This is a genomic window from Streptomyces johnsoniae (assembly GCF_031845565.1).
Classification (GTDB): domain Bacteria; phylum Actinomycetota; class Actinomycetes; order Streptomycetales; family Streptomycetaceae; genus Streptomyces; species Streptomyces johnsoniae.
Genome location: NZ_JAVREV010000010.1, coordinates 130415 through 149226, shown reverse-complemented (window position 1 = coordinate 149226; position 18812 = coordinate 130415). Strand labels below are relative to the sequence as shown.

15 protein-coding genes and 1 pseudogene are annotated in these 18812 nt (G+C 70.8%); 5 read left to right on the top strand and 11 right to left on the bottom strand.

Features of this window, described 5'->3' with window-relative positions; translation table 11 throughout:
* Window positions 1-2: 2 nt before the first annotated feature.
* Genes RM779_RS19170 through RM779_RS19150 form a run of 5 tightly spaced genes read right to left on the bottom strand, consistent with a single transcriptional unit; the run spans window position 3 to window position 6027 of the window.
* Window positions 3-1280 carry an ABC transporter substrate-binding protein gene (locus RM779_RS19170; RefSeq protein ID WP_311618954.1) on the bottom strand — a complete coding sequence of 426 codons (1278 nt, stop codon included), beginning with the start codon at window positions 1278-1280 and terminating at the stop codon, window positions 3-5.
* A gap of 34 nt (window positions 1281-1314) precedes the next feature.
* Window positions 1315-2793, bottom strand: coding sequence for a hypothetical protein (locus tag RM779_RS19165; RefSeq protein ID WP_311618953.1), 1479 nt, complete (start codon window positions 2791-2793; stop codon window positions 1315-1317).
* Window positions 2790-3854: an aldo/keto reductase gene (locus RM779_RS19160; RefSeq protein WP_311618952.1), complete on the bottom strand. Its 1065-nt coding sequence runs from the start codon at window positions 3852-3854 to the stop codon at window positions 2790-2792. Before RM779_RS19160 ends, RM779_RS19165 begins: the two co-directional genes overlap by 4 nt.
* Window positions 3851-4855 (bottom strand): hydroxyacid dehydrogenase, encoded by a 1005-nt coding sequence (locus tag RM779_RS19155; protein ID WP_311618951.1) that lies wholly within the window; start codon window positions 4853-4855, stop codon window positions 3851-3853. Before RM779_RS19155 ends, RM779_RS19160 begins: the two co-directional genes overlap by 4 nt.
* Window positions 4852-6027 carry a mandelate racemase/muconate lactonizing enzyme family protein gene (locus RM779_RS19150; RefSeq protein WP_311618950.1) on the bottom strand — a complete coding sequence of 392 codons (1176 nt, stop codon included), beginning with the start codon at window positions 6025-6027 and terminating at the stop codon, window positions 4852-4854. The genes RM779_RS19155 and RM779_RS19150 overlap by 4 nt, the downstream gene beginning before the upstream one ends.
* A gap of 274 nt (window positions 6028-6301) precedes the next feature.
* On the opposite strand from RM779_RS19150, the gene RM779_RS19145 reads away from it, so the two are divergent.
* The gene (locus RM779_RS19145) at window positions 6302-7042 is read left to right on the top strand and encodes a FadR/GntR family transcriptional regulator (protein WP_311618949.1); all 741 of its coding nucleotides are present in this window, start codon (window positions 6302-6304) and stop codon (window positions 7040-7042) included.
* A gap of 127 nt (window positions 7043-7169) precedes the next feature.
* The gene (locus RM779_RS19140; protein WP_311618948.1) at window positions 7170-9632 is read left to right on the top strand and encodes a right-handed parallel beta-helix repeat-containing protein; all 2463 of its coding nucleotides are present in this window, start codon (window positions 7170-7172) and stop codon (window positions 9630-9632) included.
* Window positions 9633-9699: 67 nt separating this feature from the next.
* Here RM779_RS19140 and RM779_RS19135 read toward each other — a convergent pair whose 3' ends face one another.
* Window positions 9700-10656 carry an aldo/keto reductase gene (locus RM779_RS19135; RefSeq protein ID WP_311618947.1) on the bottom strand — a complete coding sequence of 319 codons (957 nt, stop codon included), beginning with the start codon at window positions 10654-10656 and terminating at the stop codon, window positions 9700-9702.
* 290 nt (window positions 10657-10946) lie between these two features.
* On the opposite strand from RM779_RS19135, the gene RM779_RS19130 reads away from it, so the two are divergent.
* The 3 genes from RM779_RS19130 (at window position 10947) to RM779_RS19120 (ending at window position 13177) form a co-directional block, all read left to right on the top strand.
* Complete coding sequence (locus RM779_RS19130; RefSeq protein ID WP_311618946.1) at window positions 10947-11489, top strand: hypothetical protein; 543 nt, start codon at window positions 10947-10949, stop codon at window positions 11487-11489.
* Window positions 11453-12139, top strand: coding sequence for a TetR/AcrR family transcriptional regulator (locus tag RM779_RS19125; RefSeq protein WP_311618945.1), 687 nt, complete (start codon window positions 11453-11455; stop codon window positions 12137-12139). The genes RM779_RS19130 and RM779_RS19125 overlap by 37 nt, the downstream gene beginning before the upstream one ends.
* 195 nt (window positions 12140-12334) lie before the next feature.
* Window positions 12335-13177 (top strand): phosphotransferase, encoded by an 843-nt coding sequence (locus RM779_RS19120; RefSeq protein ID WP_311618944.1) that lies wholly within the window; start codon window positions 12335-12337, stop codon window positions 13175-13177.
* Between the two features lie 130 nt (window positions 13178-13307).
* Here the strand turns inward: RM779_RS19120 and RM779_RS19115 are convergent, their stop codons facing one another.
* From RM779_RS19115 to RM779_RS19095, 5 genes and pseudogenes are all read right to left on the bottom strand, one after another.
* Window positions 13308-13745 carry a DUF5980 family protein gene (locus RM779_RS19115; protein WP_311618943.1) on the bottom strand — a complete coding sequence of 146 codons (438 nt, stop codon included), beginning with the start codon at window positions 13743-13745 and terminating at the stop codon, window positions 13308-13310.
* A 315-nt stretch (window positions 13746-14060) separates the two neighbouring features.
* Entirely contained in the window at window positions 14061-14939 is an 879-nt protein-coding gene (locus tag RM779_RS19110; protein WP_311618942.1) for a glycine betaine ABC transporter substrate-binding protein, read from the bottom strand.
* A 149-nt stretch (window positions 14940-15088) separates the two neighbouring features.
* A pseudogene (locus RM779_RS19105) lies at window positions 15089-15718 on the bottom strand (ABC transporter permease); the annotation flags it as partial.
* A 221-nt stretch (window positions 15719-15939) separates the two neighbouring features.
* Window positions 15940-17097 (bottom strand): quaternary amine ABC transporter ATP-binding protein, encoded by a 1158-nt coding sequence (locus tag RM779_RS19100; protein WP_394813336.1) that lies wholly within the window; start codon window positions 17095-17097, stop codon window positions 15940-15942.
* Window positions 17098-17611: 514 nt separating this feature from the next.
* Complete coding sequence (locus tag RM779_RS19095) at window positions 17612-18613, bottom strand: helix-turn-helix transcriptional regulator (protein ID WP_311618939.1); 1002 nt, start codon at window positions 18611-18613, stop codon at window positions 17612-17614.
* Between the last annotated feature and the right edge of the window lie 199 nt (window positions 18614-18812).

Sequence of the window (18812 nt, the reverse complement as noted above, 5' to 3'; positions counted from 1 at the left end):
GATCAGCGGTTCTCGCTGACCCAGTCGTCGAGGGCGTCGGCGGCCTCCTGCGGGCTCTGCCCGGTGTAGAGGCCCTGGACGATCTCGGTGAACTTGGGGTTGAAGCCGGTGACCGGGAGCCGGGTGTCGCCGAAACCCTCGCCGACGGCGACCAGCCCTGGCGCCTCGTCGAGGATGGCCTGCACCTGGGCGAGCACCGGGTCGTCGGCCGTCTCGGCGCCCTGCCGGAAGACGCCGTCGGCGGTCAGCTGGGACTGGATCGCGGCCTCGTCGGTGACGAGGTACTCGACCAGGGCCTGCGCCGAGGAGATGTTGCCGGAGGCCGCGTTGATCATGTAGGGGTACGCCATCGTGGCACCCTGCGGGCCGGGGTGCTCCTGGCCCTCGTCCACCGGCGGCGAGAAGACCCCGACCTCGAACGGCGGCTCGCCGCCGGCCTTGAGGGTGGTGGCGAACCAACTGCCCTGCGGGTAAAGGCCCACGGTGCCTTCGAGGAAGGCGCCGTCGGCCGCGGCGGGGTCGAGCCCGACGTCGTCCTGGGCGATGTAGCCGGCCTCCAGCCAGTCGGCGTAGTGCTGGAACATCGGCAGGTACGCCTCGCCCGCGGACAACTCCTCGTCGGCGACGGAGGTCTGCCAGCGCGGGTGGACGGTGTTGAGGGTGGGATGGTAAAGCTGCTGGAGCTGGAGCCCGGTCTGGAACTGGCCGGCGGTCTGCAGCGGCGTGTACCCGGCCTCGTCGAGCAGGCCGAGCGCCTCCGTGAACTCCGCCCAGGTGGCGGGGGGCTCGGCGATCCCGGCCTCCTCGAAGGCGGTCTTGTTGTAGAAGACGAGGGACTGGGTCTGCGAGCCGACGCCGACGACGTAGCGACTGCCGTCGATGGCGTAGTCGTCGACCATCGGCGTGCCCTCGGTCCAGGGCAGGTCGCTGAGGTCGACCAGCTGGGGCAGCGTGTCGTCGTCGGGGAATATGGACTGGATGACGTCGGGGGCGGTGCCCGCGGCGAGCTGCTGGGGGAACGATTCGGCGACGCTGCTCCCGGTGGGTGCCTCGATCTCGACCGACACGCCGGTCGCCTCCTCGAAGGGCGCGACCAACTCCTCCCAGTAGGACTGGTCGAGGTTGGGCGTGAGGTTCACCAGCATCCGGACCTCGCCGCCGACCTCCCCGTCGGCGTTGCCGCCGGAGGAACCGCCGTTGCCGCAGCCCGCCAGGGTGAGCAGCGAGACGGCGCCCGCCGCCAGGGCGGCGCGGCCGCGCCCCCATCTCAGTGCTGACATCGTTGTCTCCTAGTACACAGAGGGAAGTAGAGGGTCAGATGGTGCCCCGGTAGAGCAGGGGGCCGAGGACCGAGACATCGGTCGGGCGCTCGCCGCGGTCCACGCGGTAGACGCCGTCGTTGGCGACGAAGAACGTCGGCGCCGCCGGGTACCTGAGGTCCTCGGGCAGCTCCTCGCGGTCGGTCCAGGCGAAGAACTCGCGGGCGAAGGTGGCCCGGTCCTTGCGCCCGTAGAGGTGCAGATCCCCCGCGGTCAGCGGGCTGCGCACGCACCAGTGGACCCCGTCCTCGGCCCACACGGCCCGGTCGCTCAGCAGCACGGACTGCCGGTCGTAGGCGGTGAACACGCCGTCCCAGAAGCCGGGTTCCGTGCCGAGCCGGTCCACGAGGAACAGCAGGTCGTGCGCGTGCCAGGCGGTGCTCGGCGCGACGTCGGCCTCGTTGTGCCAGCCGGTCGCGGAGGCGAAGTAACCGGCGGGTGTCTGGTACCTGGCGTAGGTGCTCAGGCAGCGGGCGGCGAAGTCGGCCAGCTCCGGGTCGTCGCCCTCCCGCAGCACCTCCTGAACACCGTGGAGCGTCAGTCCCATGCCGGCGATCAGCATGGGGGTGTCGGTGCGGTGGGCCCGGCCGCCCGTCACGTACCAGTACCTGTGGTAGCGGGTGTGGTCCTCGGCGTCCCGCCAGGCCGACCTGGCGACGTGGCGGCAGAGCCGGCGCGCCTCCGTGAGGTAGCGCTCCTCGCCGTAGACGCGGTATGCGAGCACCAGGGGCGCCGTCATCAGGCCGTAGTACTCGGCCGGTTCCAGGATGCCGCCGGAGCGGCGGTCCGCGGTGGTGCGGAAGGCACCGGTGCAGTCCGCGTCGGGGACACCGCGGTGGTGGAAGAGGTCGATGAGGCTGTCGAGGTCCTCGGGAATCTGCTTGGCGAACGCGGCGTCGCCGGACAGCTCGGTGTAGAGCAGCTTGACCCAGACCCGGGCGTACTCCTGGTTGCAGGTGCCCGACTCCCCGGGGCGCCCGCCGCCGTAGATCTCGCAGGCGTCGAGGTTGCGGCGGACCGTGGCGAGGATGTCCGCGCGTTCCCCGGCGCCCAGCAGGTGCCCGGCGTGCCGCAGGCCGAGCAGCAGGCCGAGGCTGCCGACGGCGTTGTGGATGAGGCCCGAGGTGGCGGACTCGCCGACCTGGAAGCCGATGTGCCGGTACTGGCCGTCGGGCTGGAGGGCCTGCGACTGGTAGCGCATCATCGTGCGCCACAGCTTCAAGCCCCGTTCGTCCTCGTGGCGGGCCAGCGCCTGGGCGAGGGCACCGAGCGCGGGGGCGGAGAACGCGGCGTGGCCGCTGGTGAAGTCCAGGAAGCTGGCCGGGTTGGTCCCCCACACGCTGTGGTTGTGGAAGCCGTTGATCGCGCCGTCGCCGGTGACCCAGGTGGCCAGCCACCTGGCGAGCGAGGCGGTGTCGGGCACGGCCCGGTCCTCGGGGGACTTCGGGCGGTCGGAGTACGTGGGTGCGGTCATGCGGCAGGTCCTTGGTGATTCCGGGTACGGCTGGCGGAGCCATTCTCGGTGGCCCTCTCCGCGGGGGCGCCGGTGATGTCGGGCACGAGCCCATCCTGGGCGAGATCCGCCCACAGCTCCTCGGGCGGCCAGGACCGGTAGCGTTCCGCGTTGGCCGCGCTCTGCCGCGCGTCGCGGGCGCCGAGCACGACCGAGACGACGGCCCGGTGCCGCAGCGGGTAGGCGACGGCGGCGGCGGGCAGGGTGGTGCCGTGCCGTTCGCACCGGTCGGCCAGCGTGTGGGCCCTGGCGACGAGCGCGGCGGGGGCGGGCAGGTAGTCGTAGGTGGCGCCGGGCGCGGGCCGGTCGCGGCTGAGCAGGCCGGAGTTGTAGACCCCGGCGGCGACGACGCCGACCCCCCGCTCCTCGGCCAGCGGCAGCAGGTCGTCCAGGGCCCGCTGGTCGAGCAGGGTGTAGCGGCCGGCGAGCATGACGAGGTCCAGGTCGCAGCGCCGGACGAGCTCGGCGAGCATGGCGGACTGGTTCATGCCGGCGCCGATCGCCCCGACCACGCCCTGGTCGCGCAGCTCGACCAGGGTGTCCACGCCGCTGGTCGCGGCCTGCTCGCCGTGGTCGTCCGGGTCGTGCAGGTAGACGATGTCCACCCGGTCGAGGCCGAGCCGTTCGAGGCTGCCCTCCAGGGAACGCAGCACACCGTCGCGGCTGAAGTCCCAGACCCGGCGGAGGTCCGCGGGCACGGCGAAGCCGCCGTCGTCCGCCCGGCGCGCGGCCCCGGGGTTCGGCACCAGCAGGCGGCCGACCTTGGTGGAGACCATGAACTCCGCCCGCGGGCGGCCGGCGAGCGCCGCGCCGAGGCGCCGCTCGGACAGGCCGAGGCCGTAGTGCGGGGCCGTGTCGAAGTACCTGATGCCGGCGTCCCACGCGGCGGCGACCGCCCCTTCCGCGTCCGCGTCGCTCGTCTCCCGGTGCAGGTTGCCCAACTGGGCCGCACCGAAGCCGAGTTCGGTCAGGCGCAGGCCGCCGCGCAGCCGCCGCGAGGGCAGGGGCCCTGTGACGTTCATGCCAGCTCCTCCGGGTTCGCGAAGGGGCGGCCCGCCGCGAAACGGCCGACCTCGGCGGCCACGGCCGCGCCGAGCCGGTGCAGCTCGCCGCCCATCGAACCGGCGATATGCGGGGTCAGCCGGACGTTGGGCAGGTCCCACAGCTCGCTGTCGGCGGGCAGCGGCTCGGGGTCGGTGACGTCGAGCACCGCGCTGACGCGGCCCGTTCGCAGCTCGGCGAGGAGCGCGGCGTGGTCCACCACGCCGCCGCGGGCGGTGTTGACGAGCGTCGCGCCGTCCCGGAGCAGGGCGAGGCGCCGCGCGTCGATCTGCCCGGCCGTCTGGGCGGTGAGCGGCTGGTGCAGCGAGACCACGTCGCCCCGGCGCATCACCTCGTCGAGCGTGGCGCGTTCGACACCGAGGCCGGCCGCCATCGGCTCGGTGAGCTCGGGGCTGTAGCACATCAGGCGCAGGTCGAACGGGCGCAGCAGCCGGATCACGGCCCGCCCGGTGCACGAGGCCCCGACGATGCCCACCGTGCGCCGGTAGTTGCCCGCGTCGGTCAGCTCGCGCTCCCGGTCGAGCGGGCCGCGCCGTTCGCGGTGCAGGCGCTCGGCCTCGAAGGCGCGCTTGTTGGCGAGCAGGATCATGGCGAGCGTGTACTCCGCCACGGGTACCGCGTTGGCCGCGCGGACGTTGGCGGCGACGACACCGCGGGCGGCCAGGGCGGCCGGGTCCGCCACGCAGCCGGCGGCGACGCCGCCGGCGTAGACGATCGCGCGCAGCCGGGGGGCGAACCGCGCGTGCCCGGGGCTGAGCACGGGGGCGTCCCAGCCGGCGATGAGCACGTCGGTGGCGGCCAGCGCCTCGCGGGCGGCGGGGGAGTCGTACTCGGTGAGGACATGTGCGGGATCGAGGTCGACGGCGGCGCGCAGCTCCGCGAGGGCCCCGGCGTCGAAGAGCCGGCCGGGCAGGGTGACCGGCCGCATGGCGAAGGTGGCGCGGAGCGCCCGCGCGCTCATGTCGCGAGCCCCGTCGTGCTGGGGTCGAGAGCGGTGGGAACGAGCCGGAGACCGGCGTCGGCGGGCCGCACGTGCGGCCCGGCCGGGTGCGACCAGTCGGCGTCCTGAAGCCCGGCCGTCTCGGCGATGGCCGCCTCGTCCACGGTGATCCCGAGGCCGGGCCCGTCCCCGAGGACGATACCGCCGTCCTCGATGGTCTGGTCGACGGTGAGGCCCACGGGGAAGCCGAGGTCCTGCACCTCGGTCACCAGGTGGTTGGGCACGGCGGCGGCGGCGTGCGCGAGGGGGTTGGCGTTGTAGCCGACGGGGCTGACCGGCAGGTCGCGGCCGAGGGCGAGGGCGGCCACGCGCAGGAAGTGGGTGACACCCCACGTGCTCGCGGTCTGCACGACACCGACCGCGTCGGCGGTGAGCAGCGGCCAGAACTGCTCAAGACCGGTCAGGTTCTCGCCCGAGGCGACGGCCGCCCGCGCCGCGCGGGCCACGGCGCGGTGCCCTGGGACGTCCCAGCGGCGCACCGGCTCCTCGATCCACGTCAGGTCGACGCGCTCCTCGATGCGGGCGAGCAGCCGCACCGCCTGGTGCCTGCCCCAGCTCTCGTTGACGTCGAGCATCACGGCCGGGCGCCGGGTGTTGCGGCTCAGCAGCCCGGTGACGGACGTCAGGCGTTCGATGTCCCGGTCCGCGTCCAGGCCGCCCTTGATCTTGGCGCCGGTGAAACCGCGGGCGGCCCACTGCTCGTAGAAGGCGAGCAGCGCCTCGTCGCCGAGCGCGATCTCCAGTCCCGAGGCGTACCCGGGCACGAAACGGTCCTGGGCGCCCAGCGTGCGCCACAGGGCCTCGTCCGCCATCTTGGCCTTGAGGTCCCACAGCGCCATGTCGAGGGCACCGATGGTGCCGAACGTCGTGCCGCCGTGGCCGCTCTTGAAGACGTAGGCCAGCATGCGGTCGTAGAGGGTGGTGACGGCCCTGGGGTCCGCGCCCTCGACGGCGGGGAAGACCCGCGCCACGTCGCCGTGGGCGCCGAGGCCGACCCCGGTGAGCCCGCCGTCGGTCTCCAGCAGGACGACGGGGACCTCGGTGACCCCGCCGGAGAGGAAGCCGTTCGCGTCGCCGACCGGCCGGCCCCAGCGGTGGATGGTCCTGAGGCTGCGGTAGCCCGTGATCTTCATCGACTCTGCTCCTTGTGTGCCGTGCGGACCGCGGGCGGCAGGGAGGCGGTGACGGCCGACGGCGGCACGCGGTGCGGCCGGTACGTGCGGCGAACGTGCGCGGTCCCACGGGGCATCCCTGCGGAAGCGACACGTAACTTATCATACGACTGACCTGTTGGTGGTGCGGTAGTCTGGCAACTTCTGTACGAGGTTCCGCAACTCCCTTGCGTGACGGCCGCCGCGCCCCGCACGGCGGGGCACGGCGGGGCCCCGGAAACAACGGAGAACCTCGATGAGCTCACGGCACCCGGCCCCGAAGTCGTCGCCCCCGCCGCCTCGGCACCGGCCGCCGCTGGCCGCCGGTGTGGTGCAGAGCCTCACCACGGCCATCGTGACGGAGGAGTACCCGAGCGGAACGGCGCTGCCGCCCACCGGGATGTTGTGTGAGATGTACCAGGTCAGCCGCACGGTGGTGCGTGAGGCGATCACGGCACTCGCCGAGAAGGGTCTGGTCACCGCCCGGCAGGGCTGGGGGACGATCGTGCTCGACCAGAGTCACTGGAGCCTGCTCGACCCTCAGATCCTGGACGCGCTGTTCCAGCGTGCCGACCGCCTGCGCTATCTGGACAATCTGATCCAGATCCGCATCACGCTGGAGTGCCCGATGGCGGCCGAGGCGGCGCGTCGCATCACCAAGGAGGAGGCGGCGCAACTCGGCGCGCACCTGCGCGCGCTCGCCGCGCTCCTGGACGACGCGGGGGCGTACGCGAGCGCCGACATCGCCTTCCACGACTACATCCACCGCGTCTCCGGGGACACCTTCGGCCGCGCCATCGTCTCCAGCCTCCAGGGCCGGGCCCTGCACACCTCGCAGTACAGCGGCAACCCCACCCGCGCGGAGCTGGAGTTGACGCACCTCGCGCACACCCGCGTGCACGACCGCATCCTCGCCGGCGACGCCGAGGGTGCGGCCCAGGCCATGCGCGAGCACATCACCCACTCCTGGGCGCGCCGCCGCCCCGAGGAGCCCTGACGGGCCGCGCCCGGCCCGCCCCGCCGCCCAACTACCCCGTGCACGACGGTTGAAATCGGTCATGCGCGCGGATACGGTCCCTCACCACAAGAGCACATGTATGACGTGTGACGAGAGGGGTCGGATCATGCCAAGACACGTGGGGAGCCGCGGCCGGCGCACGGCCGGGGTGCTCGTGACCGCCCTGCTGTTCGCCGCCGCGGCGGCACCACCGGGCGCCGCCGCGGCGCCGGGCGAGCCCGGACCGTCCGGGCCGACCGTGTACGTCGCCCCCGACGGCCGGGACGGTGCCGCGGGGACGCTGGACGACCCGTTCGGCACGGTGGAGGAGGCCAGGGACGCGCTGGCCGGCCGTACCGACGCGCGCCACCGCGGCACGGTCTACCTCCGCGGCGGCGTCTACGAGACCTCCGAGACCGTCGAGCTGACCGGACGGGAGAACTCCCATGTCACCTACGCCGCCTACCGCGGCGAGGAGGTGGAGTTCACGGGCGCCAGGACGCTGCCGGTCGACAACTTCCGGCCGCTGACCGAGGTCACCGGCGACGACCCGCGCCTGTCCTCGCGCTCCCGTGTCCAGGACGCGGTGTACGACCAGGTGTACGTGTACGACCTGGGCGCCGAGGGCATACCGACCGGCTCCATCAACAAGAACGGGTTCAACTGGCAGGCCCGGCCGTTCGCGCCGGAACTGGTGGCCGACGACGCCGCCCAGACCCTCGCCCAGTACCCCAACGGCGACGCGGTGCTCGACAGTTCGGCCCTCGGCGTGGCCGCCGCGTTCGAGGGTGCCCGCGACCACTTCTCGGACAAGACGCCAGACGGCACCACCCTGCCCTACGAGGAGATGCTGAAGCTCCCCGGCCCGGTCTACCGGGTGGACAGCCCCGAGATCGCCGACCGTTACGCCTCCTGGGCGCCGCCGGCCGATCTGCCCGAGGAGTCGGTGACGAACCAGCCGGAGCGCCCCATCGACACCGGCGTCCACGAGACCGACGGCTGGCTGGCGGGCTACTTCGGCAACAACTACGGCAACGACCGGGTCCGCATCTACTCGGTCGGTGCCGAGGGCATCGACGACGGGGGAGAGGCGGCCGGCTGGAACATCCGCACCACCTACCCGACCATGTACGCCGCCACCGACAAGTGGACGTCGTTCGTCGCGCAGAACCTGCTGAGCGAGCTGGACACCGAGGGCGAGTACTACATCGACCGGTACAACGGCGCCGACGTGCTCTACTACTACCCGCCGGGCGGCACGGTCGCGGACAAGGACATCACGCTCACCGCGTTCGACCAGCCCTTCTTCGTGCTGGAGGGCGTCACCGGCGTGACGCTGGACGGCATTACGCTCAACGGCTCGACGAGCAGCGGCGTTCGACTGCTGGACGCGGAATCCTGCACGCTCAAGGGGATGGTGATCCGCAACGTCAGCCTGGACGCGGTGCAGATCGGCGAGGCCAGCGACGCCATCACGGCGGTCGCCGAGTACACCACGAGCCGCGGCGGGCACAACAACCGGGTCGTGGACAGCACCCTGCACGACCTGGGCGGCGGCGGGGTGTTCGTCGCCGGCGGCGACCGGGACACCCTGGAGCGCGGAAACAACGTGGTCGAGCACAACGAGATCTACAACTTCTCGAAACTGGCCACCTACACCCCGGCCGGCTACCTGTACGGGGTGGGCAACACCTTCCGCCGCAACCATGTCCACGACGCGCCACACATGGCGGTCCAGATCATGGGCAACGACATGGTGGTCAGCCACAACCGGTTCGAGCGCCTGGTCACCAACGCCTCGGACCAGGGGGTCATCTACTCGGGCCGGGACTACACGTATCTGAACAACGAGATCTCGCACAACTACTTCGGCGAGGTCGCCGGAAACAACCAGGCCATCTACATGGACGACGGCATGTCCGGAATGGTCATCCACCACAACTACTTCGCCGAGGTCGAACACGGCCTTTTCTACAACGCGGGCCACAGCAACGTCGCCTCGGACAACGTCTTCCTCGGCGTCCGCTTCAGCGGCCACGACAAGCTCTACCACGAGGGCGGCGAGCGGCTGCCGGTCCCCAACGCCAAGGTCGTCATCGAGCGCTTCAACGACATGCTGCGGGTCGGCGACGGCAGCGGATTCACCAACACCGCCGAGAACGTGGAGCGGTGGTACCGCCACTACGAGCGCCAGTACCCCAACATCAGGGACTGGTACGTGCCCGCGGACTCCGCGGGCGAGCCATGTACCGAGATCGGCACCGAGGAGTGCACCCGTGCGGAGGTGTGGGAGGACCCGGACTCGGTGTACGTGCCCGCGCACAACGAACTGACCCGTTCGGTCCTCATCGACACCGGCGACTTCGCCTACACCGACGACGCCGATGGGTTGACGATCGCCACGTTCAACCCGGGCTTCGACGAGGTCCGCGTCTCGGTCGGCGAGCCTGGCGAGGTCTCGTTCGACCCGGAGACCGGCCGGTTCGACCCCAGGACCAGCAGGCTGAACGACGAGGACGGCTTCGGCCACCGGTGGGTGCGCGAGTGGAACCGCTCGTTCCCCCTGGAGGGCGTCGGGCCGCGCGCCTGAACGGGCCGCTGCCGCCCGTGGATTCACCGCGGGCGGCAGCGGCGCCTGGACGGCGAGCCGACCCCGGTCAGCGGTGGTAGGCGGGCATCGGGCCGCGCAGGTCGGCGCCCACCGCGTCGCAGGCGGCGGTCACCTCGTCCGGCAGCGGCCCGGCGTGGGCGGCCGCCAGATTGGCGCGCAGGTGCTCCACCCGGGAGGCGCCGAGCAGCACCGCGTCCACCCCCTCGCGGCCGAGCAGCCACCGCAGCGACAGCTCGGCCGGCGGCAGGCCCGCCTCCTCGGCGATCCGCGCCAGCCGCGTCACGGCCTCGAACAGGCCCGGGTGCCAATACCGTTCGCGGTACATCGGTGCCAGCCGCGAGTCCGCGAACCGCCCCGCGGCGGGCTCCCGGCCGAGACGGTGGCGGCCGGTCAGCAGGCCGCCGCCGAGCGGGTTGTAGACCACGGTGCGCAAGCCGCGGGTGACCGCGTACTCGCGGTACTCCTCCTCGACGCGGCGGGCCAGCAGGTTGTAGAGCTGCTGGGCTACGCCGGGGCGCGGGGCGCCGATCCGCTCGGCGGCGTGCGTGAGTTCGGCGATCCGCCAGGCGGAGTAGTTGGAGACGCCCAGCGCGCGGATCTTCCCCTCGGCGGCGAACTCGGCCACCGTGCCGAGGGTTTCCTCGATCGGCACGGAACGGTCCGGCTGGTGCAGGTAGAACAGGTCCACGTGCTCGGCGCGGAGCCGCCGCAGACTGCCCTCGAGCGCGCCGCGGAGTCCGGCGGGCGACAGCGGTGCGTGGCCGCCCGCGTCCGGGTGCGGCATCCCCGCCTTGGTGGCCACGGTCACCCGGGCGCGGCGGGCCGGGGTCAGCAGCTCGCCGAGCATCGTCTCGGTGACGCCGCCGGCGTAGGCGTTGGCGGTGTCGACTTCCGTCACCCCGGCGTCGAGCGCGATGTCCAGCATGGTCGCGGCCCCGGCTCGGTCGACGGTGTCGCCGAAGGTCATCGTGCCGAGGACGAGCGGGGGAGCGGGGGAGTTCACTGAGAGGCTCCTTCGGGCGTGGAAGGCCGCCGCCGATGCGGGTGAGCGCCGCGTCGAACCCGTTGAGCGCAGGAGGGAACGGCGACTTGGGGGCCTGAAGGGTCACGGTGACACGGGTGCACGATCCGCGCAAGGTCTCCCGCGCGGACCGCGCAAACCGCGCGCCCCGCGTCCGTGCGCGAGCAAATCGAGAACACTGTTCTTTACTTCGCGTCGAGGGTGCGCCGCAGTCCTCCATGGCGAGAACGGTGTTCTCGCTTTGTGTTCGCCTCCTCGGAAGGACGTTCATCGTGACCACGGCAACCACTTCGGTCCGCAGTACCCCGTCCCGGCGTTGGGACCGCATCGGCCGCGGCCTGATGGCCCTCAACTCCGCGATCACCTTCGCGGTGTTCGTCAACGGGTTCTTCCTGATGGCGGACGCGAGCGACGACCGCTTGATGGTGGAGGGGTGGCGGACCTTCGGATACTTCGTGTTCAGCGCGATGTGGGCGATGCTCGCGTTCCGGCCGCGCCAGGTTCCGGCGATCTGGGAACTGGTGATCTTCCACAAGGTCGCGGCAACGGTGCTCGCCCTCACCATCCTGCACACCGACGAGGGCATGCAGGCCTCGATCAGCGACTCCTGGGTCGCCTCGTCCACGATCTTGGCCTACGGCGTCTGCCGCGGGTGGGAATCGTGGCGAGTCCTCCGGCTTGGGAACGCCTCGGCGAACGCGCTCCGAGTCATGAACGAGCCGTCCGACCGCGAACGCCACGCCGGTCAGCCCGCGGCCACGACAGTACGGTTGGGTACATGGTCACTCCACGGCAAGCGGCGCGCGAACAGATGATGCGCGACATCGTGCGCGTGGGCCGCGAGCACCTGACCACGGTACTTCCGGCCGACCTTTCGCTACGCGCCGTGGCCCGGGACCTCGGAGTCGTTCCCTCGGCGCTCTATCGCTACGTCCGCGACCGCGAAGCCCTCATCACCTTGCTGATCGTCGACGCCTACGACGATCTGGCCGACGAGGTCGATGCGGCCCTCGCGGCAGCGTCCCGCCGGTCCCACCGGAAGCGGCTCGAAGCGGCGGTGCTCGCGGCGCGCGCCTGGGCCGTCCGTGAGTCGTCCAGGTTCGCCCTGCTCTACGGCACACCAGTGCCCGGCTACGCGGCTCCGGGCCACCAGACCGCGGAGCCGGGCACACGACTTGCTCTCGCTCTCGGCGGACTGGCCGAAGACGCTTGGCGTGCGGGCAAGCTGAAGACGATCGACGCGCAGCTCAGCCGAACCGTCCGTGCCGATATGGAGCGATTGCGGCAGACGTATGGTTTCGACATGCCGGTGGGCAATATCTCCCGGGTCTACGGATTGTGGTCGGCAGTCATCGGCGCCATCCTGTTCGACGCCTTCGGCCAGTACGCGGCGAATACGCTGAGCGATCACGAAGCATTCCTCCGCGCGCACGTCGACGGCCTCGCGGACACGATCGGTCTCTGAGCGTCGCGCACGTGACCGTGCCGACTCGCAATCCAGCAGATGGTCGGCCGGTGGAAAACCAGTGCCCGTGCCGATCTTTCCTTGCGATGCTTGTCGCCGGCCGGGTTCGGGCGCCGAATGGGGTGCGCGCAGACGTCGGAGATGTCGCTGATGTCTCCCTGCCGTGTATGCGTACGTGACAGGAGGGAGGACGGTATGGAGCCACTGGAGCTACGTCGTGCAGTCGAGGCAGGCCGGGTGACCGCTTCGGAGCTGGGCCTTCAGGTCGACGATGTGGTCGTCATCCACAACTCGGATCGCGTCGCGCTGCGCCTGGTCCCTTGCGATGTTCTGGCTCGGGTCGCACCTCCGGGGCATCTGGCTGATTCCGAGTTCGAAGCAGAGGTCGCCCGCCGTCTCGTCGACGTCGACGCTCCGGTGGCCGAGCTCGATCCTCGGGTCGACCCCCGAGTCCATGTACGTGATGCCTTCGCCATCTCGCTCTGGACCTATTACGAGCCCGCGGAATCGGAGATCGCACCGGCCGACTACGCGAACGTGCTCCTGAGGCAGCATGCGGCCCTGCGCCAGATCGATCTGGACGCACCGCATTTCACCGATCGAGTCGCCGTGGCGCTGAGAGAGGTGAACGACCGGGAGCGGTCCCCCGAACTGTCCGACTCCGACCGGGAGTTCCTCAGCGACACACTCAGTGGACTGAGCGCCGCGATCAGCACCGAGAAGGCCGGCGACCAGCTGTTGCACGGCGAGCCGCATCCCGGCAACCTCCTCAATACGAGGAGGGGGCCGCTTTTCGTGGACCTCGCCACATGCTGCCGCGGGCCGGTCGAGTTCGACCTCGCCCATGCGCCCGAGGAAGTGGGGAGGCACTACCCGGGTGCTGACCAGTTCCTGATTCACCGGTGCCGCGCGCTGACCTGGAGTATTTTCTCGGCCTGGCGCTGGCGCCGGGACGACCAGATGCCCGACCGGGACCACTGGAGAACGGAGGGGCTCGACCAGGTCCGTGCCGCACTCGAACGCTGCGGACTGGGCTGAACATCAACGACTCGCAAGCAGACACGGCGCATGAGCGGCCGGACGAGTCCTTGACCTTTTTACCTGGATCAACGGGCCGCTGTCAGGCCGGTGGCGCCCGGTCCGCTCGGCCAGGCGCCACCAACCGCGTTCAGTCGTACGGGTAGCAATCCTGGCCGAAGGAAATCATCACCGGGACGGTCTGGGTTTCCGTGCCGTCCGATGCCCAGAGTGTGGCGACGTGGTCGCCGACCGGGGCCGGCGCGATCGACACGTGGACGAAACCGATGTGTTGCCAGTCGTCTTCGTCCACGTCCGAGGGATAGATCTTGCCGCCATCGCTGTACGAGCCGGGAGGCAGGTCCGAGATCCCTGCCGTGATCGTGGTCGACCAGGTTCCGCTCAGCGGGACGAGGAAGTAGGTGTTGGGCCACCCCTCCCCCGGGTCGAGGCATATGCGCTGCGGGTGGCCCGGGGTGTGCTCCAATGTCCAGGTCGCCGCTGAGGCCGGTGACGCGCCGGCCAGGGTCAGCGTGAATGCGGCGATCAGGCCGGAGAATAATCCGGCCACACGACGAGTCAATTTCATTCACAACCTCCTGATAGGACGCATGAAGGGGCATCATGCGTCCCTCGGGCAACGCCTCTGGGGCCGGGAGGCCGTTAATGAGTGTGACCTGAGCAACACCCGTCGGACAAGAGGTAGTTGAAGATTAATCGGCCCGTCGCCCGTCGCCCGCTGCCCTGGAGCCACTGATCCGCTCGGCGCGGTCCAGTCGTCGGTGGCGGCGGCATGTCGGCTGGGCAGGTCCGCGAAGAGGCCGAACCGCAGCTACCCGCCGCCCCGTGAACGCCTCGGCCCGCGCCCCCTCATGGGCGGGCGCGGGCCGAGGCGGCGCGGTTGTCAGCTGGCGGGCGTGCCGACCACGTCGGCGTGCTCTTCCATCCACTCGGCGACACCGGCGGCCGGGTCGTCCGGGTGCTGGTTCACCACGAGGTCTTCCAGGGCGCCGTACTCCTCGTCGGAGAGCTTGATGCCCTCGATCCACTCGGCGACCTCGGGGAACTCCTCGCCGAAGCCCTCCCGGCCCAGGAAGTGCAGGGCCTCGACCTCGCCGAGCGCGCCCTCCGGGTCCTCCAGGTCACGCACGTTGTACTCGGCGTTTGCCCAGAACGGGCGCCAGAGCGTGACGACGATCTCTTCCTGCTGGTCGATCGCGTTGCCCAGCTCGGTGATCATCGTCGAGGTGGAGGACGTCGCCAGGGTGTAGCCGGCCTCCTCCAGACCGTAGGCCGGGAACACGCTCTCCTGCGTGGCCTCGGTCAGACCCGCGCCGGGCTCGATGCCGACGATCCGGCCGTCGAGTTCATCCACGTAGTCGGGCAGGTCGGCGATCGAGGTGATCTCGCTGTACTCGGGCACGGCGAAGGTGAGGACGGCGTTGTCGTAGTAGGCGCCGATGTCCTCGATCCGGTCCCCGTACTGCTCCATGTAGGAGGCGTGGGTGACCTCCGGCCACGCCGAGGGGAACATGTCGATGTCACCCTCGGCGAGCGCGGTGTAGAGCACACCGGCCTCGCTGATCTCCTCGTGCTCGACCGTGTAGCCGGCCTCTTCGAGGACGTGCTCCAGCAGGTAGGCGGTACTCAGGCCATCCGTCCAGGACGGGATGTAACCGAGGGTAATGGTGTCACCCCCGCCGGAGCCGCCGTCACCACCGCCGTCGCTGTCACTGTCGCCGCAGGCGGCCAGCGTCAGGCCGAGCGCGGCGGCAGTGGTCACGGCGGCCACCTGACGAAGCCGAGGGGTGGGGGTTCTCATGTGATCTCTTTCTCTTGTCGAACAGTAAGAGTTCAGGCCGCCGGCACGGCCTGCGAGGACTTCTGCTCGGAGACCGCCTTCCGGTCTTGGAGGGCGACCTGACGGCGACGGCGCAGGAAGGCGCCGAGCGAGCGGCCCGTGGGCTGCCCGATGGCCGCGGTGCTCCGGTCCAGGAAGATGGCCAGGATGACGATCGCCAGACCGGCTTCGAAACCGACGGCGACATCGACGCGGGAGAGCGACTCCACCACGATCTTGCCGAGCCCGTCGGCGCCCACGAAGCCGGCCATGACGGCCATGGACAGGGCGAGCATGATGACCTGGTTGACGCCGGCCATGATGGTCGGCAGCCCGAGCGGCAGCTGGATGCCGCGCAGAATCTGCCACGCCGTGCCGCCGAACGCCTGTCCCGCCTCCACGGTCTCCTTGTCCACCTGCCGGATGCCCAGCTCAGTGAGCCGGACGCCGGGGGCCATCGAGAACACGATGGTGGCCACCACACCGGGGGCGTACCCGATGCTGAAGAAGATCACCACGGGCACCAGGTACACCAGCGCCGGCATGGTCTGCATGAGGTCGAGCACCGGCCGGACGATGGCGCTGACCGTGTCGTTGCGGGCGGCGAGGATACCCACCGGGATCGCGACGACCACCGCGATGACGGTCGCGATGATCACCATCGCGAGGGTCTGCATGGCCGGTTCCCACAGCTCCATGCTCACGATGAGGCCCATGCCGAGGAGCGCGAAGACCGCGAACCGGAACGACCGGATGGCCATGCCGAGGAGCGCGAAGAGGATGACGACGATCAGCGAAGGAAGCGCGAGCAGCCACTCGCTGAGGCCCTCGACGAGGAACTCGAGCGAGTCCTTGATGCCGTCGAGCAGCGGGGACATGTTGTCCTTGATCCACCGGATGCCGGTGTCCACGCGGTCCCCGAGGGGCAGGTGCGGCAGCGAGTTCACCGGATGCCTCCAGCCATGGTCTTGAGGAGGGCGCCGGGCTCGTCGGGGCTCGGCGGAGCCAGCGCGCTGAGCAGGGTCACGCGGGGGATGATGCCGACCAGCGCACCGGCCTCGTTCACCACTGCCAGCGGGGCGCGGCTCGCGGCGGAACGCTGGAACAGGTCGGCCAGGGAGTCCTCGGGGCTGACCTGTGCGACTCCCTCGCTCCGCAGCGGCAGCGTTTCGGTGCCCTCCCGCACGGCGTCGGCGATGTCCTCCTCCCAGACCATGCCGCGCACCCGGCGGTCCTTGCCGACCACGAGCAGGGCGTGAGTCTGGTGCTCGCGCATCAGCCGGTGCGCGGCCTTCGGGCCGGTGTTGGGGCCGATCACGGCGACCGGGCGCTCCATCACCGTTCCTGCGGTGAGCACGCGGGTCCGGTCCACGTCGGCGACGAACTGGGAGACGTAGTCGTTGGCGGGCTCGTTGAGTATCTCCTCGGCGCTGCCGACCTGGACGATCCGTCCATCGCGCATCATCGCGATCCGCTCGCCCAGGCGCATGGCCTCGTTGAGGTCGTGAGTGATGAACAGGATCGTCTTGCCCAGTTCGGATTGCAATTCGAGCAGTTGGTCCTGCATCTCCTTGCGGATCAGCGGGTCGAGGGCGCTGAACGCCTCGTCCATGAGCATGATGTCGGTGCCGGCGGCCAGGGCACGGGCCAGACCGACCCGCTGGCGCATGCCGCCGGACAGCTCGGAGGGCATATGGCCGCCCCAGCCCTTGAGCCCCACCAGAGCGAGGGCCTCCTCGCCGGCCTTCTGCCGGTCGGCCTTGTTCATGCCGCGCAGCTGGAGGGCGTAGGCCGCGTTCTCGCCCACGGTGCGGTGCGGCAGCAACGCGAAGTGCTGGAACACCATGCTCACCTTGTTGCGCCGCATCTCCCGCAGTCGGGCCGGGGACAGGTGCGTGACGTCCTCGCCGTCCATCCGCAAGGTGCCGTCCGTCGGTTCGAGCAGACCGTTGACCATGCGGATCAGGGTCGACTTGCCGGAGCCGGACAGGCCCATGACGACGAAGATCTCGCCGGCCTGGACGTTGAACGTGGCGTCGATGACCGCCGCCGTCAGTCCCTCACGACGAAGGTCGTCGCGGTCGCTTCCCTCGGCCAGCATGCGCACGCCGCGTTGTGGCCGTCGGCCGAAAATTTTGGTCAGGCCTGTCGCTTCTATGACCGGCACGATGCTCCTGGGTCGGGGTCACGGACAACCGCATCTCGCGCATCCTGCGTCGGGCGGCGATGTCGCCGGCACACAAGCCGGTGAACGGCGGCCCCGACGACGCCGTCCACCATTGCACGGGTCCTGCACGAGATGCACACATAAGGGTGTATCGAGGCGATAACGATCAGCCGCCTGCACGACGGTGAGGGCGCGACCGCATTGGCGCTGATCCGCCGGCGGCGGGCCGACCGGCGTGCTCGACGGGCTGGAAACTTGAGTTTACGCGCCTGAGCCGCGGTGGCACCGGCCGGGGGCCCGGACCCGCGCTGCCGAGGTCGCGCCCTCGGTGGATGTGAGTCTGGTCACCGCCGCGATCCGGCGCCCCTCCGCGACCGCCGCGCGCGGTTCCGGGACCTGCGGCGGGGCGCGGGAGAGCCCGCTGACCGGCGTGGGGGCATGCGCCAGATCACAGATCACCGGTTCGGCGAACGAACGCGTCCCGGGGCCAGGGCCGGTCGGCCACGGCGGCGGTGAAACGCGCCGCGAGTGCCACGACCGCCGCACGCAGCTCTGTCCCGCCCTCGACGCGGAAGTCGAACGGCAGCCTCGCCAGCCATTCCTGCGCGTACATGGCTGGGTTGCGAGTGCTGCCGACCAGCACGCAGCCGTCCCCCGAGGGTTCGAGCCGTCCCATGGGCGGCCTGACCCAGGGGGCCACCTCGGCCAGGGGCAGGTCGAACACCACGCGAGTGGAGAACTCCCATCCCAGACCCAGGTTTTCCTCCAGCACCGCCACCGGGTCGAGACCATCGGGTGGTTCGAACCCGTCCCCGGTCCGCCGGACGGCGCGGACCCGGTCGACCCGGTACGTGCGGATTGCGTTCGCGCGGTGGGAGCGGCACAGCAGGTACCAGCGCCCGTAGCGGACGACGAGGGACCAGGGGTCCACCTCTGCCTCCCACTCGTTGCCGACCTCGCTGCGGTACGTGACCAACACGCGGTGCCGGTCCGCGACGGCACCGACGAGCTCGCTGGTGATGGCCGGGTCCGGGCGGGCCGAGTACGGGTCCGGTGCGGCCGACGCGTACTCCCGGAGCATTGCCGCATGGTGGCCGACGCTCTCCGGCAGCGCCTTGACGATCTTGTCCAGGGCGGTGCCGACCAGGTCGTCGGCACCGGCCGCGTTCGGCTGGCCGCTGAGTACGGCCATCACCAGGCCGAGGGCCTCGGCCTGCGTGAAACGCACCGGGGGCAGCCGCGTCCCGCGCCCGAGCCGGTATCCGCCATGCGGCCCCCGGGCCGACTCCACGGGGATACCGGCCTCTCGGAGTATCCCGACGTAGCGGCGCGCGGCTCGCTCCGTGACGCCCAGCCGTATGGCAAGTTCACCGGCCGACGTACCGGGGCGGGCCTGGATCATCTCCAGGGCGCGCAGCGCTCGCGCGGTGGGGCTGAGATCGTTCGGCACGGGAGCAGGCTAGGCCCTGTCCTGCCGATCTTGCCGGAGCCGCGGGCTGCTCCGACAAGATCGACAGGACAGGACCTAAGCGGCACCGCTGAGCTGCGGGGGCAGAAGAGCCTGCGGGATTCCCCTCCCCGACTTGGCCGCCGCCGGACTTCGCCGGGCGTTCGGACGGCCGCCGGACAAACCGGCAGTGGATCGTCCG

Bases quoted from the DNA above. Each gene is read 5' to 3' on its own strand.
- RM779_RS19170 (WP_311618954.1), bottom strand. From the start codon at position 1,280: ATGTCAGCACTGAGATGGGGGCGCGGCCGCGCCGCCCTGGCGGCGGGC.
- RM779_RS19165 (WP_311618953.1), bottom strand. From the start codon at position 2,793: ATGACCGCACCCACGTACTCCGACCGCCCGAAGTCCCCCGAGGACCGG.
- RM779_RS19160 (WP_311618952.1), bottom strand. From the start codon at position 3,854: ATGAACGTCACAGGGCCCCTGCCCTCGCGGCGGCTGCGCGGCGGCCTG.
- RM779_RS19155 (WP_311618951.1), bottom strand. From the start codon at position 4,855: ATGAGCGCGCGGGCGCTCCGCGCCACCTTCGCCATGCGGCCGGTCACC.
- RM779_RS19150 (WP_311618950.1), bottom strand. From the start codon at position 6,027: ATGAAGATCACGGGCTACCGCAGCCTCAGGACCATCCACCGCTGGGGC.
- RM779_RS19145 (WP_311618949.1), top strand. From the start codon at position 6,302: ATGAGCTCACGGCACCCGGCCCCGAAGTCGTCGCCCCCGCCGCCTCGG.
- RM779_RS19140 (WP_311618948.1), top strand. From the start codon at position 7,170: ATGCCAAGACACGTGGGGAGCCGCGGCCGGCGCACGGCCGGGGTGCTC.
- RM779_RS19125 (WP_311618945.1), top strand. From the start codon at position 11,453: ATGGTCACTCCACGGCAAGCGGCGCGCGAACAGATGATGCGCGACATC.
- RM779_RS19120 (WP_311618944.1), top strand. From the start codon at position 12,335: ATGGAGCCACTGGAGCTACGTCGTGCAGTCGAGGCAGGCCGGGTGACC.
- RM779_RS19115 (WP_311618943.1), bottom strand. From the start codon at position 13,745: ATGAAATTGACTCGTCGTGTGGCCGGATTATTCTCCGGCCTGATCGCC.
- RM779_RS19100 (WP_394813336.1), bottom strand. From the start codon at position 17,097: ATGCTGGCCGAGGGAAGCGACCGCGACGACCTTCGTCGTGAGGGACTG.